Below are 13,381 nucleotides of genomic sequence, written 5' to 3'. Positions count from 1 at the left end.
GATTACGCGTCCGGTTTGACGGCGATGACGTCGATTTCGACTACCCATTCGGGGCGCGCCAACGCCTGCACGACGAGACCGGTCGACACCGGGAACACGCCCTTGAGCCAGTGGCCCATCACGTTGTAGACGGGTTCGCGATAGCGCGGGTCGATGATGTAGACCGTTACCTTGCAGATGTCCTCGAGCTTGCTTCCGCATTCGTCAAGCAACATCTTGATGTTCGACATGGCCTTTTCGGTTTGCGCGGCGACGTCGCCGATGCCGACCGATTCGCGCGTGTCGAGATCCTGGCCGATCTGGCCGCGCAGATACACCGTGTTGCCGGCTATCACCGCCTGGCACAGGTCGTTGTCCAGGCTCTGTTCCGGATATGTTTCGCGAGTGTTGAATTTGCGGATACGCGTATGAGTGGTCATGTCGTCGTGGGGTTCGAAAGTTCAGTGATGAAGGATCTTGGAAAGAAAGCGTTTTGCGGCGGCGCTGGCGGCGTTCTGGAAGAACACGTCGGTCGGACTGTCCTCGATGATCTCGCCGTCCTCCATGAAGACCACGCGATGCGCGACGCGCTTTGCGAAACCCATTTCGTGCGTGACCACCATCATGGTCATGCCTTCGCGCGCGAGTTCGACCATCACGTCGAGCACTTCGTTGACCATCTCCGGGTCGAGCGCAGAGGTCGGTTCGTCGAACAGCATCGCCAGTGGGTCCATCGACAACGCGCGCGCAATCGCCACGCGCTGTTGCTGGCCGCCCGACAACTGTGAGGGATACTTGTGCGCGTGCGCCGAGAGCCCGACGCGGTCGAGCAACTCACGCGCTTTCGTGCGTGCGCGGTCTTCGTCGCGGCCAAGCACGATGCGCTGCGCGAGGGTGAGATTGCGCATCAGGTCCAGATGCGCAAACAGTTCGAAGTGCTGGAACACCATGCCGACGCGACTGCGCAACCTCGACAGATTGGTCGACTTTGCGCCGAGCGACGTGCCGTCGACGACAATGTCGCCTTTCTGGAACGGCTCCAGCGCATTGACGGTCTTGATCAACGTCGATTTGCCCGACCCCGACGGACCGCACACGACGACGATTTCACCCTTGTTTACGTGCGTCGAGCATTGCTTGAGCACGTGATGACTGCCGTACCACTTGTGGACGCCTCGAATATCGATGACGGCTTGATCCGGGCTCATTTGTCGAAATATCCCGCGCGGATCGACGCGCCAATCAGGTTGAGAATCAGGCGCCCGGCGGTTATGCAGGAGATCAGATTCGCATCGTCCTTTTCCGGCTGGATTTCTACAATGTCCATGCCGACCACGCGGCCTTTCTTCACCAGCCCGTGGATCAGCTTGCGCGCTTGCAGGAAGGTCACGCCGCCTGGCGCCGGTCCCGCGACGGCCGGCATCACAGAAGGATCGAGGCCGTCGGCGTCGATCGTCAGATAGTAATTGCCGCCGTCGGGAATACGCGCGAGCACGGCGTCCATGCCGATGTCGTGCAGTTCGTATGCCGTAACGAGTTCCGAGCCATACGCGCGCGCGGCGACGAGTTCCTCGGGGCGCCCGCTGCCTTGCGCACGCAAACCGATCTGGATGATGCGATCGACGTGCGCCATTTCCGACGCGCGGCGGATCGGGCTCGACAGGCCTTCACGAACGCCATTGACTTCGTCGCGCCAGTCGAGATGTGCATCGATATGCACGAGCGTGATCGGGCCTTTGGCGTCGAGGCCGCGCAGGATCGGCGTCGTGATGCCGTGATCGCCGCCCAGTACGATCGGCATCGCGCCCCCGGCGACGATCCGGCGCACGGCCGCTTCGGCGCGCGCATAGTGCTCGCCAGGCCTCGTCAGATCGGGAATGATGTCGCCGCAATCGACGAAGCGCACATCGGTGCGACCTTGCAGCAGCGGGCCGTCGATATCGAAGTCGTAATGCCCCGGTTTGCGCACGACACGGTCGGTCGCCTGACGGATCGCCGACGGCGCGTTGGTCTGGTCATTGCTGAAATCGGACGGTGCGTACGGCGCGCCATACGGCATGCCGAGCACGGCGATATCGGCCTTCAGGTTGTCGATGTCGAGATCGAGTTCCGAGTAGAGCAGTGTCGGATGGCCGATGCGCGGCGCGACGGTGTATTGAGTCATGCGAGTATCTCCTGGGGAATGACGGGATCTGCGTCAGACGTGGCGCGCGCGTCGTCCGATCGCCGTTTCCAGACGGCGGCCGACGCTGGCCAGCAAAACACTGCAGATCCAGTAGATCAATGCCGTCGTGCCGAGCACTTCGACATACGCAAAGGTATTGGCGGTGAGCAGATTGCTCTGGTATGTCATCTCCGGCAGACTCATCACCGAGAAAATTGCCGAGTCCTTGAACATCATGATCACGAGGCTCGTGGTCGGCGGTGTGACGTACCCGAACAACTGCGGCGCGATCACGTGGCGCTGTGTCTGCCAGAACGTCATGCCGAGTGAAAGCGACGCCTGTGTCTGGCCACGCGGCACGCTGCGCAGCGCCGCGCGCAGGATTTCGCTGAAGTAGCCGCCCGTGTAAAAGACGGTGCAGCCAATCGCCACCGTCATTGCCGAAGCGCCTATGCCGAGCTTCGGCAGACCGAAGAACGACAGGTAGACGAGAATCAGATACGGAATGTTGCGCACCAGTTCGACGTAGGCGAGCGCGACCGGCTTGAGGAACGTGCGCGATTGCGCCGCGTACGCCGCGACGATTCCCGCCACGACACCGAGCGGAATGCCGATCGCGCTGACCAGTGCTGTGACGCGAAGGCCGTCGAGCAACACCGGCACCGCTTCGCGGACGATCGAAAAGTCAATGGCCATGGGGCAGCATCCTCGAGACGCGGCGCTCGCACACTCGCGAAACGGCCGAGATGCAGAACAGGATCAGGAAGTAGACCGCGGCGGTGATCGTGAAGACCTGCAGCGGCAAATCGGTTTGCAGCGTGGCGTTGCGAGCGACAGTCGCGAGTTCCGGCACCGCGATGATCGACATCAGCGAAGAGGCTTTCAGCAACAGCGTGAACTCGCTGGTGAGCGGCGGAATCGCACGATAGATCATCTGCGGCAGCAGCACGTGACGCCACACCTGTGCGGTACGCATACCCAATGCGTAACCTGCCGCGCGCTGTCCCCACGAGATCGTGCCGAGCGATCCGCGCAGGATTTCGACGATGTACGCACTGGTATTGCACGCGAGTGCGGCGATACCCGCGGTGACGGGCGAGATCGAAATGTTGAGCAGAGCCGGTACCATGTAGTACGCGATCAACATGTGAATCAGCGCCGGGGTGCCGCGAATCAGGCTCACCCACAGTACCACCAGCGCACGCAACGGACCGAACGGCGACATGCGTGCAAGCAGCAGAACGACGCCAAGCGCGAGTCCGATGACGAACGCACAGGCCGAAGCGGCCAGCGTCAGCGCTGTCCCCGACACGACCCCGTCGAGAAACGGCGCGATTACGCCGCCCTTGCCGAACCAGTTGAGCATGGCGGCGCGTCAGATGGCGCCGGCCGGCAGATAGTTCGCTCGCGGCGTGTCCATCGGCGTGCCGAACCACTTCGTCTGCAACGCGGCAAGCTTGCCGTTCGCGCGGAATTCTTCGAGCGAATCATTGATGAACTTGCGAATTTCGAGGTCGTTCGGATTTGCGACCCACGCGAGCAGCTTTGGCTGACCGATCGTGCCGGCAATGCGGAATGCGTTCGGCTGTCGCTTCATCTGCACGGCAGCGATGTTCGACGGCATCAACGCGACGTCGACGGTCCGGTTCGCCAGCGCGTTTGAAACGTCTGGATATGCCTGGAACAGCTTGGTGCCTGCGTAGCCCTTACCGGTCTTTTCCTTCAATTCCTTTTCGAACTCGTCGGCGACGGGTTGCGACGACGAACCCATCTGCGTGCCGATCGTCTTGCCGCCGATGTCGAGGTCGCGGTTGATCGATTTGTCGTCCGCGCGTACCAGCAGCACCGAGCGCACCACACCGACCGGCTCGCTGAACGCAAATCGCTTCGCGCGCTCCGGCGTGATGCCGACGCTGGTCGCGACGAAGTCGAACTTGTGCGTCATCAGGCCTGGAAGCAGGCCCTGAAACGGCAGATTCATCTGCTCGAGCTTCACGCCGAGCTTCGCCGCCATCAATTCCAGCACATCGTGACCGTACCCGACAATCTGGCCGTTTTCGACGAATTCGAACGGCTCGTACGCGGCTTCCGTGCCGACCGCCAGCTTGCCGCGCTGTTTGATGTCCGCAAGCGTGCCGCCTTCGGCCAGTGCGAGCTTCGGTAGTGCCAGTGCCACGCCCGAAGCGAGTGTGGTTTTCAGGAAGGATCGTCTGGTCAGTTGTTTCATTGCGCTCTCCGCGTGGTGGTCGTGTGGTCGTGTGGGTGACTGACCGGCACATTGCGGACTTCGCGATTTCGCGCAATTGGCCAGACGATTGAATGTATGCCGCCATAAAGAGAGTGAAAAATGATTTTTTTAGCGGTATGGTTCCAGAAAATGAAACCTTTCGGATGGGCCTGTTTGCCCATCTTCTCGACTTGGGAGTGGCTTGAGTGGCTAGATCCGATTTCACGGAGCGCGATTTGCGTTCGCTGCGCATTTTCTGCGCCGTCGCCCAGGCCAATGGCTTCGCCGCTGCGGAAAAGCAGTTGAATATGTCGAAGGCATCGATTAGCCGGCACATCCGCGAAGTCGAGGAGACGCTCGGCGCCCGGCTTTGCGAGCGAGGTCCTTCTGGATTCGAATTGACGCATGCGGGTAAGGTCGCACTCGATCTCGCACGCGACGCGCTTCGCTCGCTGGAGCGGATTCAGCCGGAAATCGACGCGCTGCGCGGCGTGCTGTCCGGCACGCTGTCGATCGGGATGGTCGAGCACATCACCGGCGACGATGGCTGTCATCTGCCTGAGGTGCTTGCCGCGCTGAAAGAACAGGCACCCGACGTAAGCGTCGAGTTGCGCGTCATGACCTTCAACGAACTCGACCTGGCGTTACGGGAGCGACGCGTGCAGGTTGCGATTCGGGGCATGTACCGGCGCGAGGCGGGTTTCCATTACCTCCCGCTTTTCATCGAGCGGCAGGCACTCTACGTGGCGCGCGGCAGGATGCGTGATGCGTCGACGCTGCCGCTCGTGTATCGCGAGCAGCCATTCGTGCACGAGGCGCTCCATATGTTGGGCATGGAGCGGGGACCGTCGGCGTCTGGGCTCGAGGCGGTCGCGATGCTGGTGCTGTCCGGGCACTACGCTGGTCTGCTGCCGCAGTTTTATGCGGCGTCGTTCGCGAAGCGGCACGCGCTCGCGAAAGTGTCGTCCGGCCCGGTCTATGAAAATACGATCAGCGCGATCATCGAAATTTCGCGGCCAAGAACTCGCGCTCTTGAGTTGTTCCTGGATATTCTTCAGCAACTCCATCACGTTGAATGAAGAGAGGGTTGCGAAGATGGGCGAAACGGTTGCGACGTAAGCTACGGTTTCAGAGCGCTCCGCACAAATTTCAGGAATCAGACATTCCTTCCTGGGCGTTTGGCGTCATTTCCTGCGCATGTCGCGTGACGTATTGACGAAACCACACGTGCCCGACGTCATGTTGATAGCGCTCGTGCCAATAGAGTGAAATCTGGATTGGCGGAATCGCAATGGGCACGGGCCTGAGAACGAAGCCCTGGCTGGCGAAATGCAGCGCTACCGTCCTCGGCAGATTCGCAATCAGATCTGAATGGGCGATAACGGAGGGCGCTGCGAGGTAGCTCGACATCGTCATACGCACACTGCGCTGCTTGCCCATCTGCCCCAGCCTTCGATCGAGCAGTTCACCCGCGTTGCGCGTGTGCGCGGCCAGATCGATATGGCCGTAATGCAACCACGCATCCAGATTCCAGTCCTGGTTGAGTGATGCATGTCCTTCGCGCACGATGCACACCACCTGATCCTCGAACAGCGGACGCGTGCGGAGCGTGCTGCCGGGCGTGGGGTAATAACCCGCGACAAACTCGACGTGATTCGATTCCAGCATCGCGAGTCCGTGATGCGGTTTGGCCGGCACCACGCTCAGTGCGATATTCGGCGCGTCTTCGGCGAGGGGCGCGGCGAGCGCCGGCAGGAGCGCGAACTGCACGTAGTCGCTCGCATACAGGGTGAAGATGCGCCGCGACTGCCTGGGATCGAACTGGCCACGCTCGAGCGTCACGTCCACCCATTGTTCGAGCAGCGGCTGGAACTGCGCGGCAAGCGCCATTGCGCGCTCGGTCAGCACGGCGGTATTGCCTTCGCGGATCAGCAGCGGGTCGTTGAAGACGCGGCGCAGACGTGACAGGGCTGCGCTCATCGCCGATTGCGTGATACCCAGATGCTCGGCCGCCCGTGAAACGTTGGCGCAGCGCACGAGCGCGTCTAGATGTAGCAGAAGGTTGAGGTCGGGAATTTTTTCCATTGTCTACAAATGCCGTCGATACCGGTATTTATGGCGTTTCTGCTGAGAGGATTCGTCCCGCCTTACCATCATTTCATCGTTTCAGCGGTGTGACAGCTTAGCGTAATCGCCAGGTTGTGACGTCTCTGACCATCCGCATGAACGACTTATTCCACGGCAAGGGCATCAAACACCATGTATCGAATCGGCATTGACGTCGGCGGCACCTTCACCGACTTTGTGATTACCGACGAACGCAACGGAGACACCTTCTTCCACAAGGTTCCGTCGACGCCGTCCGACCCATCTGAGGCGATCGGCAACGGCATCGAAGGACTTCTGACAATGCGCGGACTGTCGCCCGCCGATGTCTCGCACATCGGCCACGGCACGACTGTCGCGACCAATCTGATCATCGAGCGCAAGGGCGCGCTGACAGGGCTCATCACGACGGCGGGCTTTCGCGACGTGCTGGAGATTGGCCGCCAGACGCGTCCGCATCTCTACGACTACAGCGTCGGCAAGGCGCCGGCGCTCGTGGCACGCGAGCATCGCATCGAAGTGGCTGAGCGGATGGACGCGCAAGGCAACGTGCTCGTACCGCTGGACGAGGCCGCCGTGCGCGACGCGGCCCGCCGCCTGCGCGAAGCGGACATCAAGGCGGTGGCCATCTGTTTCCTGCATGCCTATCGCAACCCGATTCACGAGCGGCGTGCGCAAGAAATCGTCGCCGAAGAATTTCCGGAGGCGTATGTCAGCAGTTCGAGCGACGTACTGCCCGAATTCCGCGAATACGAGCGGCTGTCCACAACCGCGCTCAACGCGACGGTCGGCCCGAAGATGGCGCTCTATCTCGAACGCTTTCTTCGTCGCGTGAACGAGTTGGGCGTGGCGCGCGCGCCGTCAACGGTACATTCGAATGGCGGTCTGATGTCGATCGAAACCGTACGCCAGTTCCCGGTGCGCACGTGTCTGTCCGGCCCGGCAGCGGGCGTGGTGGGCGCGGCGGCCGTTGGACGCACGATCGGCTTTCGCAATCTCGTCACGTTCGACGTCGGCGGCACCAGCACCGACGTCTCGCTGATTCACGAGGGCGCGCCGCTCTTCACGTCGACGCGCGCAGTCGCCGGCTATCCCGTCAGGACGCCGATGGTCGATATCCACGTGATCGGCGCGGGCGGCGGCAGCATCGCCGCGATCGATGACGCCGGTTCGCTCAAAGTCGGGCCACACAGCGCGGGTGCGGTGCCGGGCCCCGTCGCGTACATGCGCGGCGGCGAACAGCCCACCATTACCGACGCCGAAGTCGCGCTGCAGCGGCTGAATCCCGTCGCGCTGCTCAAGGGCCGCATGCCCGTCGATGCCGACGGCGCGCGTCGGGTGATCGGCGAGCGCGTCGCAGCGCCGTTGAATCTGTCGGTCGAGGACGCGGCGGAGGGCATTATTCGCATCGCCAACGCCAACATGGCGCGCGCGATCCGGTCGGTGTCGACCGAGCGCGGCTACGACCTTGCAGAATTCGCGCTGTACGCATTCGGCGGCGCGGGTCCGCTGCATGCGCTGGAAGTGGCGCAGGAGTGCGGCATCGCGACCGTGATCGTGCCGCAGGAGCCGGGCACGATGTGCGCGCGCGGCATTCTGCTGTCGGACATTTCGTTCGACTTCGTGAAGAGCCAGATCGCGCTGATCGACGAGGCCGGCTGGGCCGCCATCGTCGATGCGTTTGCCGGTCTGCGCGAACAGGCCGACGCGTGGCTCGAACAGGAAGGCGTGTCAATGCCGCAGCGCAGCTACGTGTTGGCGATCGATGCCCGCTACGTCGGCCAGAACTTCGAGGTTCAGGTGGCGATGGATTCCGTTGCCGCGGGCGACTACGCCGCGTTCGAAGCGGGCTTCCGCGACGCGCATACGCGCGAATACGGATACGACGTGCCGGACCGCGCAATCGAAATCATCAACTGTCGGTTGAAGGCAGTGGGCGCCGTGCCCAAGGCACCGCTTTCGCCCGCGGCCGAAGGCGCCGATGCATCCGCCGCGCACGACGGCGAGCGCCGTGTCTATCACGGCAAGCAGCACGGCTGGCTGACGACGCCCGTCTACGACCGCGAGCGGCTCGCCGCCGGCGTCACGCTGCAGGGTCCGGCCGTCATCGAGGAAATGAGCTCGACCACCGTGCTCGCGCCGACGCACTCGCTGCGTGTGGATGCCTACGGCAACCTGATCGTGCGCGTCGCTTGAACAGTCAAGGAATACAAGGAACAACCATGAATGCCACCTGTCACGCAGCGCCCGACGACGTGCTCGCCGATCCCATCGAAATGGAAGTGTTCGCGAACCGGTTGCTGTCGATCAGCGAAGACATGAACAACACGCTAGTGCGCTCGTCGTTCTCGACCAACATCAAGGAGCGCAAGGACTGCTCGGTCGCGCTGTTCGATGCGCGCGGCCGTCTCGTCGTACAGGGCACACAGATTCCGCTGCATCTCGGTTCGCTGAACGGCGCGGTCGAATCGGTGCTGGCGCAGTATCCCGGCGATGCGATCTCGCCCGGCGACGTGTTCATCTGCAACGATCCGTATCTGTCGAACGGCAGCCATCTACCCGACATCAACATCGTCACGCCGGTGTTTTCCGATGGGGAGCTCGTGTTCTTCGCAGCGAATGTCGGCCATCACGCGGACGTCGGCGGCGCGGTGCCGGGTTCGATCGCTGGCGGTCTGCGCTCGATCTTCGAAGAAGGCATCCGCATTCCCGCCGTGCGCATTTCGCGTGGCGGCGCGCTCGACGAAGACATGCTGCGTCTACTGTGCAACAACACGCGCGATCCGGAAGAGCGCGCGCTTGATCTGCGCGTGCAGATCGCGACGAATGCGCGCGGCGCGCAGGCCGTCGAACATCTGATCGCGCAAATGGGCCTCGACGCGGTGCGCCGTTCTGTCGACGATGTGATCGGCTACACGCGCCGTCGTCTGCGTAATCGCATTGCGGAATTGCAGCAAGGCGAGTATCGCTTCGAGAGCTTTCTCGACGACGACGGCCTCGGCGGCGGCGAACCTGTGGCGATCGTGGTCGGCATCGAAGTGAAGGTGGGCACGCTGCATTTCGATTTCACCGGCTCGGGCAAGCAGGCGCGCGGCGCGATGAACCTGCCGTACAGCGCGCTCAAGGCCTGCGTCTACTACGCGGTGAAGGCGCTGCTCGATCCCGAACTGCCCGCCAACGCAGGCCTCTTCGAGCCCATCACCATTCACGCGCCGATCGGCACGATCACCAACCCGGCGCCGCCCGCTGCCGTCGGCGCGCGTTCCATCACGGCGCAGAAGGTTGCCGGTGCGATCTTCGGCGCGTTTCGCGGCGTGTTGCCCGACGAGCGGATCATGGCGTCGTCGAACGACTGCTGTCCCGCTATCGTGTTCTCGGGCCCGCTGCGCTCGCGCCCCGGCTCGTTTGTCTATCTCGAGACGCTCGGCGGCGGCAGCGGTGCGCGCTACGACGTCGACGGCATGGATGCCGTACATGTGCACATGACGAACACGTCCAACCTGCCCGTCGAAGCGCTGGAAAACGAATACCCGCTGCGCGTCGATGAATACGCGCTGATCGCGGATTCGGGCGGCGCGGGCCGCACACGCGGCGGTCTCGCCATCGCCAAGCAGATTTCGGCGCTGGGCGAGGGCATCGTTTTTTCGGCACGCTCGGACAGTCACGTGACGGGTGTGGCGGCGGGCGTCGCGGGCGGGCTCGACGGACGCCGCGCCCGGCTCGTGAAGGAAGCGGGCGGCGTCAGCACGGAGCTGTCGTCGAAGACGGCCAACATTGCGCTCGCCGACGGCGAGAGCGTGCGCCTCGAAACCTCAGGCGGCGGCGGCTACGGCGCGCCGCTCGAACGCCCGCGCGCGGCTATCGAGCGCGATCTGCGCGACGGCAAGGTGTCGGGCGCCGCGGCGCAGCAGGCGTACGCGTTCACGCGTGCGGCGCAGGAGGCGCGGTGAGCACCCCGCAGACCGCTCACACGCGCTTTGCCGTGATCGGCGGCGGGCTCGTCGGGTCGGCGATTGCCTATGGGCTGGCGCGGCAAAACGAGGAAGTTGCCGTGTTCGACGAGGGCGATCTCGCGTTCCGCGCCTCGCGGGCCAACTTCGGGCTGGTGTGGGTGCAGAGCAAAGGGCTCGGCATGCCTGAGTACGCTGAGTGGACGCTGCGTTCCGCAACCCTGTGGCGGGAGTTCGCCGCAGGGTTGATCGACAGCACGGGTGTCGATCCGCAACTCTCGCAGCCGGGTGGTTTGCACATTCTCCTGTCCGATGACGAGTGGGCACGCCGCAAGGCGTTCCTGGAAAAACTGCACGCGCAGCCGGGCTTTCCGAAGTATTCGTGGCGCCTGCTCGATCGCGTGGACCTGAAGTCGATGTATCCGGGCATCGGGCCGGAGGTGGTCGGCGCGAGTTTCACGCAGTACGACGGCCACGCCAATCCGCTGCGTTTGCTGCGCGCGCTGCACACTGCGTTCGCGCAGCAGGGCGTGGTGTATCGGCCACATCACGCGGTGGACCGCATCGAGCCGCTCGCGCAGGGCTTCGCGATTCACGCTGCGGGCAAGCGCTATACCTGCGAACGCGTGGTGATCGCCGCTGGACTCGCCAACGCACGGCTTGCGCCGATGGTCGGGCTGAACGTTCCCGTGCGTCCGCAGCGCGGCGAGATCATTGTGCTCGAACGGATGAAGCCGTTTCTGCGCCACCCGATCCTGACGCTGCGCCAGACGGGCGAGGGCACGGTGATGATCGCCGAAGCGAAGGTCGAAGCGGGTTTCGACAGGAGCACCGACATGGGCGTGCTGGGCGCGCTGGCGCGGCGCGCGGTGAAGACGTTTCCGGCGCTCGCCGAGGCGCGCGCGGTACGCATGTGGGGCGCGCTGCGGATTCTCTCGCCGGATGGCTTTCCGATCTATGCGCAGTCCGAACGACACCCCGGCGCGTTCGCTGCGACCTGTCACAGCGGCGTGACGCTGGCGGGCGCTCACGCGCTCGACCTCGCACCGCAACTCGCGGCGGCCGAACTCGATGCACGCATGCGGCCGTTTTCACCGCAGCGCTTCGTAGAAGGAGTGAACTATGTTCCGCATTAGTACGAAGGCGGTGGTGCCGCGCGAGCGTCGAACGCTGTCCTTCGTTTTCGAAAACACCACCGTCCGCGCATTCGAAGGACAAACCGTGGCGCAGGCGCTCGTCGCCGCCAACAGCGGACGCTGCCGCACGACACCGGTGAGCGGCAGCGCGCGCGCGCCGTATTGCCTGATGGGCGTGTGTTTCGATTGCCTCGTCGAGATCGACGGCAAGCAGAACCAGCAGAGTTGTCTCGTGCCTGTGCGCGAAGGCATGCAGGTCAAGGTTCAGCGCGGCGAGCGGCTGCTGTCGCCCGATGGCGTATCGGAATGGGAGAACGTCAGTGAAGACTGAACCGCACATCGAAACGCATTATGACGCGCTCGTCGTGGGCGCGGGGCCGGCCGGCATGAGCGCGGCGTCAGCACTCGCGGAGAACGGCCTGCGCGTCGGGGTGATCGACGAGCAGATCGCGCCGGGCGGGCAGATCTATCGCGCAGTTGGCGCGAGCCCGCTGCCGTCGCGCGCGATTCTCGGCGACGACTACTGGCATGGCGAAACACTGCTGCAGCGCTTTATCGCGAGCAAGGCCGGGTATCTCGCGCAGACGACGGTCTGGCAGATCGACCGCGTCGGCGAAAGCTGGCGCATGGCGGTGTCGGCGGCGGGCGAGTCGCGCTTGCTGTCGGCGGCGCATGTCGTCTTGGCGACAGGCGCGCAGGAGCGTCCCGTGCCCGTGCCCGGCTGGACGCTGCCGGGCGTCATGACGGTCGGCGCCACGCAGGTGCTGCTCAAGACGACGGGTGCCGTGCCGCAAGGCGCGACGGTGCTGGCAGGCTGCGGGCCGTTGCTGTGGCTCTATGCCGCGCAGGTGTTGCGCGCGGGAGGCCGGATCGACGCACTGCTCGACACGACGCCGCGCACGCAGCGCCGCGCGGCGATGAAGCATCTGTTCGATTTTCTGCGCAGCGACTACCTGGTGAAAGGCGTGTCGCTGCTGATGGAAGTGAAGCGCCGCATCAAGGTGATCAGCGGCGTGACGAGCTTTCGCGCGACGGGCATCGATGCGGCGGACGCCGTCGAATACACGCGAGATGACGGTACGCACGGCCGCCTGCCCGTCGATACCCTGCTGATCCATCAGGGCGTGGTGCCGAACGTGAATCTGTCGAACGCGCTGGGATGCGAGCACGAATGGAACGACGCGCAATGCTGCTGGCAGCCGAAGCTCGATGCATGGCTGCATTCGTCGCAGCCGGGCGTTTTCATCGCCGGGGACGGTAGCGGCATTGGCGGCGCGCGCGCCGCCGAGGCGCAGGGTGAACTGGCGGCATTGCAGATCGCCCATCTCGCGGGTGCGTCGGATGCGGCCGCGCGCGATGCCACCGCCAGCGCCGTGCGGGCCCGCATCGCGCGCGCGCTGCGGGGCCGCGCTTTCTTCGAAACGATGTACCGGCCCGCAGACGCCATGCGTATCCCAGGCGGTGACACGCTGGTGTGCCGATGCGAGGAAGTCACGGCACAGCAGATCGTCGATGCGGCGCAGCTCGGCTGCAGCGGGCCTAACCAGTTGAAGGCGTTCCTGCGCTGCGGCATGGGCCCGTGCCAGGGCCGCATGTGCGGGCTGACGGCCTGCGAACTGCTGGCACGGGAAAGCGGCACGCCGATGCGCGAGCTCGGCTACTACACGCTGCGTTTCCCGACCAAGCCGTTGACGCTTGCCGAGATCGCGGCGCTGCCCGCGACAGAGGAGGGCGAAAAGGCGATCGTCACCGCCTGACTTCTTCGTTGTGGTTGCGTTTTTTGTTTCATCCGGGCGACGGTACGCACGACGCCCGTTCT

At 64.0% G+C, this 13,381-nt stretch carries 13 protein-coding genes; 6 read left to right on the top strand and 7 right to left on the bottom strand.

Annotation, left to right across the window (positions count from 1 at the left end; all coding sequences use genetic code 11):
• Nucleotides 1–2: 2 nt before the first annotated feature.
• From PDMSB3_RS29535 to PDMSB3_RS29510, 6 genes are read right to left on the bottom strand one after another with little or no spacing between them, the layout of a single operon-like run.
• Entirely contained in the window at nt 3–419 is a 417-nt protein-coding gene (locus PDMSB3_RS29535) for a RidA family protein (RefSeq protein ID WP_007177584.1), read from the bottom strand.
• Between the two features lie 21 nt (nt 420–440).
• Nucleotides 441–1,187 carry an amino acid ABC transporter ATP-binding protein gene (locus tag PDMSB3_RS29530; RefSeq protein ID WP_165188572.1) on the bottom strand — a complete coding sequence of 249 codons (747 nt, stop codon included), beginning with the start codon at nt 1,185–1,187 and terminating at the stop codon, nt 441–443.
• A complete protein-coding gene (locus PDMSB3_RS29525) occupies nt 1,184–2,143 on the bottom strand; it encodes an agmatinase (protein WP_165188570.1) in 960 nt (319 codons plus the stop codon). Before PDMSB3_RS29525 ends, PDMSB3_RS29530 begins: the two co-directional genes overlap by 4 nt.
• A 33-nt stretch (nt 2,144–2,176) precedes the next feature.
• Nucleotides 2,177–2,839 carry an amino acid ABC transporter permease gene (locus tag PDMSB3_RS29520; RefSeq protein WP_007177581.1) on the bottom strand — a complete coding sequence of 221 codons (663 nt, stop codon included), beginning with the start codon at nt 2,837–2,839 and terminating at the stop codon, nt 2,177–2,179.
• Nucleotides 2,829–3,509, bottom strand: coding sequence for an amino acid ABC transporter permease (locus PDMSB3_RS29515; RefSeq protein WP_007177580.1), 681 nt, complete (start codon nt 3,507–3,509; stop codon nt 2,829–2,831). Before PDMSB3_RS29515 ends, PDMSB3_RS29520 begins: the two co-directional genes overlap by 11 nt.
• A 9-nt stretch (nt 3,510–3,518) precedes the next feature.
• A complete protein-coding gene (locus tag PDMSB3_RS29510; protein WP_165188568.1) occupies nt 3,519–4,370 on the bottom strand; it encodes a transporter substrate-binding domain-containing protein in 852 nt (283 codons plus the stop codon).
• A gap of 206 nt (nt 4,371–4,576) precedes the next feature.
• Here PDMSB3_RS29510 and PDMSB3_RS29505 point away from each other — a divergent pair, with 206 nt between their 5' ends.
• Nucleotides 4,577–5,449, top strand: coding sequence for a LysR family transcriptional regulator (locus tag PDMSB3_RS29505; protein ID WP_007177578.1), 873 nt, complete (start codon nt 4,577–4,579; stop codon nt 5,447–5,449).
• A 70-nt stretch (nt 5,450–5,519) separates the two neighbouring features.
• Here the strand turns inward: PDMSB3_RS29505 and PDMSB3_RS29500 are convergent, their stop codons facing one another.
• Nucleotides 5,520–6,455 (bottom strand): LysR family transcriptional regulator, encoded by a 936-nt coding sequence (locus PDMSB3_RS29500; protein WP_165188566.1) that lies wholly within the window; start codon nt 6,453–6,455, stop codon nt 5,520–5,522.
• A gap of 174 nt (nt 6,456–6,629) precedes the next feature.
• Here PDMSB3_RS29500 and PDMSB3_RS29495 point away from each other — a divergent pair, with 174 nt between their 5' ends.
• The 5 genes from PDMSB3_RS29495 to PDMSB3_RS29475 are packed head-to-tail and all read left to right on the top strand — an operon-like array spanning nt 6,630 to nt 13,319.
• On the top strand, nt 6,630–8,672 hold the full coding sequence (locus PDMSB3_RS29495) for a hydantoinase/oxoprolinase family protein (protein WP_165188563.1): 2,043 nt from the start codon (nt 6,630–6,632) through the stop codon (nt 8,670–8,672).
• Between the two features lie 26 nt (nt 8,673–8,698).
• Nucleotides 8,699–10,426 (top strand): hydantoinase B/oxoprolinase family protein, encoded by a 1,728-nt coding sequence (locus PDMSB3_RS29490; RefSeq protein WP_007177575.1) that lies wholly within the window; start codon nt 8,699–8,701, stop codon nt 10,424–10,426.
• Entirely contained in the window at nt 10,423–11,562 is a 1,140-nt protein-coding gene (locus PDMSB3_RS29485) for an NAD(P)/FAD-dependent oxidoreductase (RefSeq protein ID WP_007177574.1), read from the top strand. The genes PDMSB3_RS29490 and PDMSB3_RS29485 overlap by 4 nt, the downstream gene beginning before the upstream one ends.
• Nucleotides 11,549–11,893 carry a (2Fe-2S)-binding protein gene (locus PDMSB3_RS29480; RefSeq protein WP_007177573.1) on the top strand — a complete coding sequence of 115 codons (345 nt, stop codon included), beginning with the start codon at nt 11,549–11,551 and terminating at the stop codon, nt 11,891–11,893. Before PDMSB3_RS29485 ends, PDMSB3_RS29480 begins: the two co-directional genes overlap by 14 nt.
• Nucleotides 11,883–13,319, top strand: coding sequence for an NAD(P)/FAD-dependent oxidoreductase (locus PDMSB3_RS29475; protein ID WP_007177572.1), 1,437 nt, complete (start codon nt 11,883–11,885; stop codon nt 13,317–13,319). The genes PDMSB3_RS29480 and PDMSB3_RS29475 overlap by 11 nt, the downstream gene beginning before the upstream one ends.
• Nucleotides 13,320–13,381 lie beyond the last annotated feature (62 nt).

The sequence above is a fragment of the Paraburkholderia dioscoreae genome (genome assembly GCF_902459535.1).
GTDB classification, from domain to species: domain Bacteria; phylum Pseudomonadota; class Gammaproteobacteria; order Burkholderiales; family Burkholderiaceae; genus Paraburkholderia; species Paraburkholderia dioscoreae.
This window is presented reverse-complemented; position numbering and strand designations above follow the sequence as displayed.

Bases quoted from the DNA above. Each gene is read 5' to 3' on its own strand.
- PDMSB3_RS29535 (WP_007177584.1), bottom strand. From the start codon at position 419: ATGACCACTCATACGCGTATCCGCAAATTCAACACTCGCGAAACATAT.
- PDMSB3_RS29530 (WP_165188572.1), bottom strand. From the start codon at position 1,187: ATGAGCCCGGATCAAGCCGTCATCGATATTCGAGGCGTCCACAAGTGG.
- PDMSB3_RS29525 (WP_165188570.1), bottom strand. From the start codon at position 2,143: ATGACTCAATACACCGTCGCGCCGCGCATCGGCCATCCGACACTGCTC.
- PDMSB3_RS29520 (WP_007177581.1), bottom strand. From the start codon at position 2,839: ATGGCCATTGACTTTTCGATCGTCCGCGAAGCGGTGCCGGTGTTGCTC.
- PDMSB3_RS29515 (WP_007177580.1), bottom strand. From the start codon at position 3,509: ATGCTCAACTGGTTCGGCAAGGGCGGCGTAATCGCGCCGTTTCTCGAC.
- PDMSB3_RS29510 (WP_165188568.1), bottom strand. From the start codon at position 4,370: ATGAAACAACTGACCAGACGATCCTTCCTGAAAACCACACTCGCTTCG.
- PDMSB3_RS29500 (WP_165188566.1), bottom strand. From the start codon at position 6,455: ATGGAAAAAATTCCCGACCTCAACCTTCTGCTACATCTAGACGCGCTC.
- PDMSB3_RS29495 (WP_165188563.1), top strand. From the start codon at position 6,630: ATGTATCGAATCGGCATTGACGTCGGCGGCACCTTCACCGACTTTGTG.
- PDMSB3_RS29490 (WP_007177575.1), top strand. From the start codon at position 8,699: ATGAATGCCACCTGTCACGCAGCGCCCGACGACGTGCTCGCCGATCCC.
- PDMSB3_RS29480 (WP_007177573.1), top strand. From the start codon at position 11,549: ATGTTCCGCATTAGTACGAAGGCGGTGGTGCCGCGCGAGCGTCGAACG.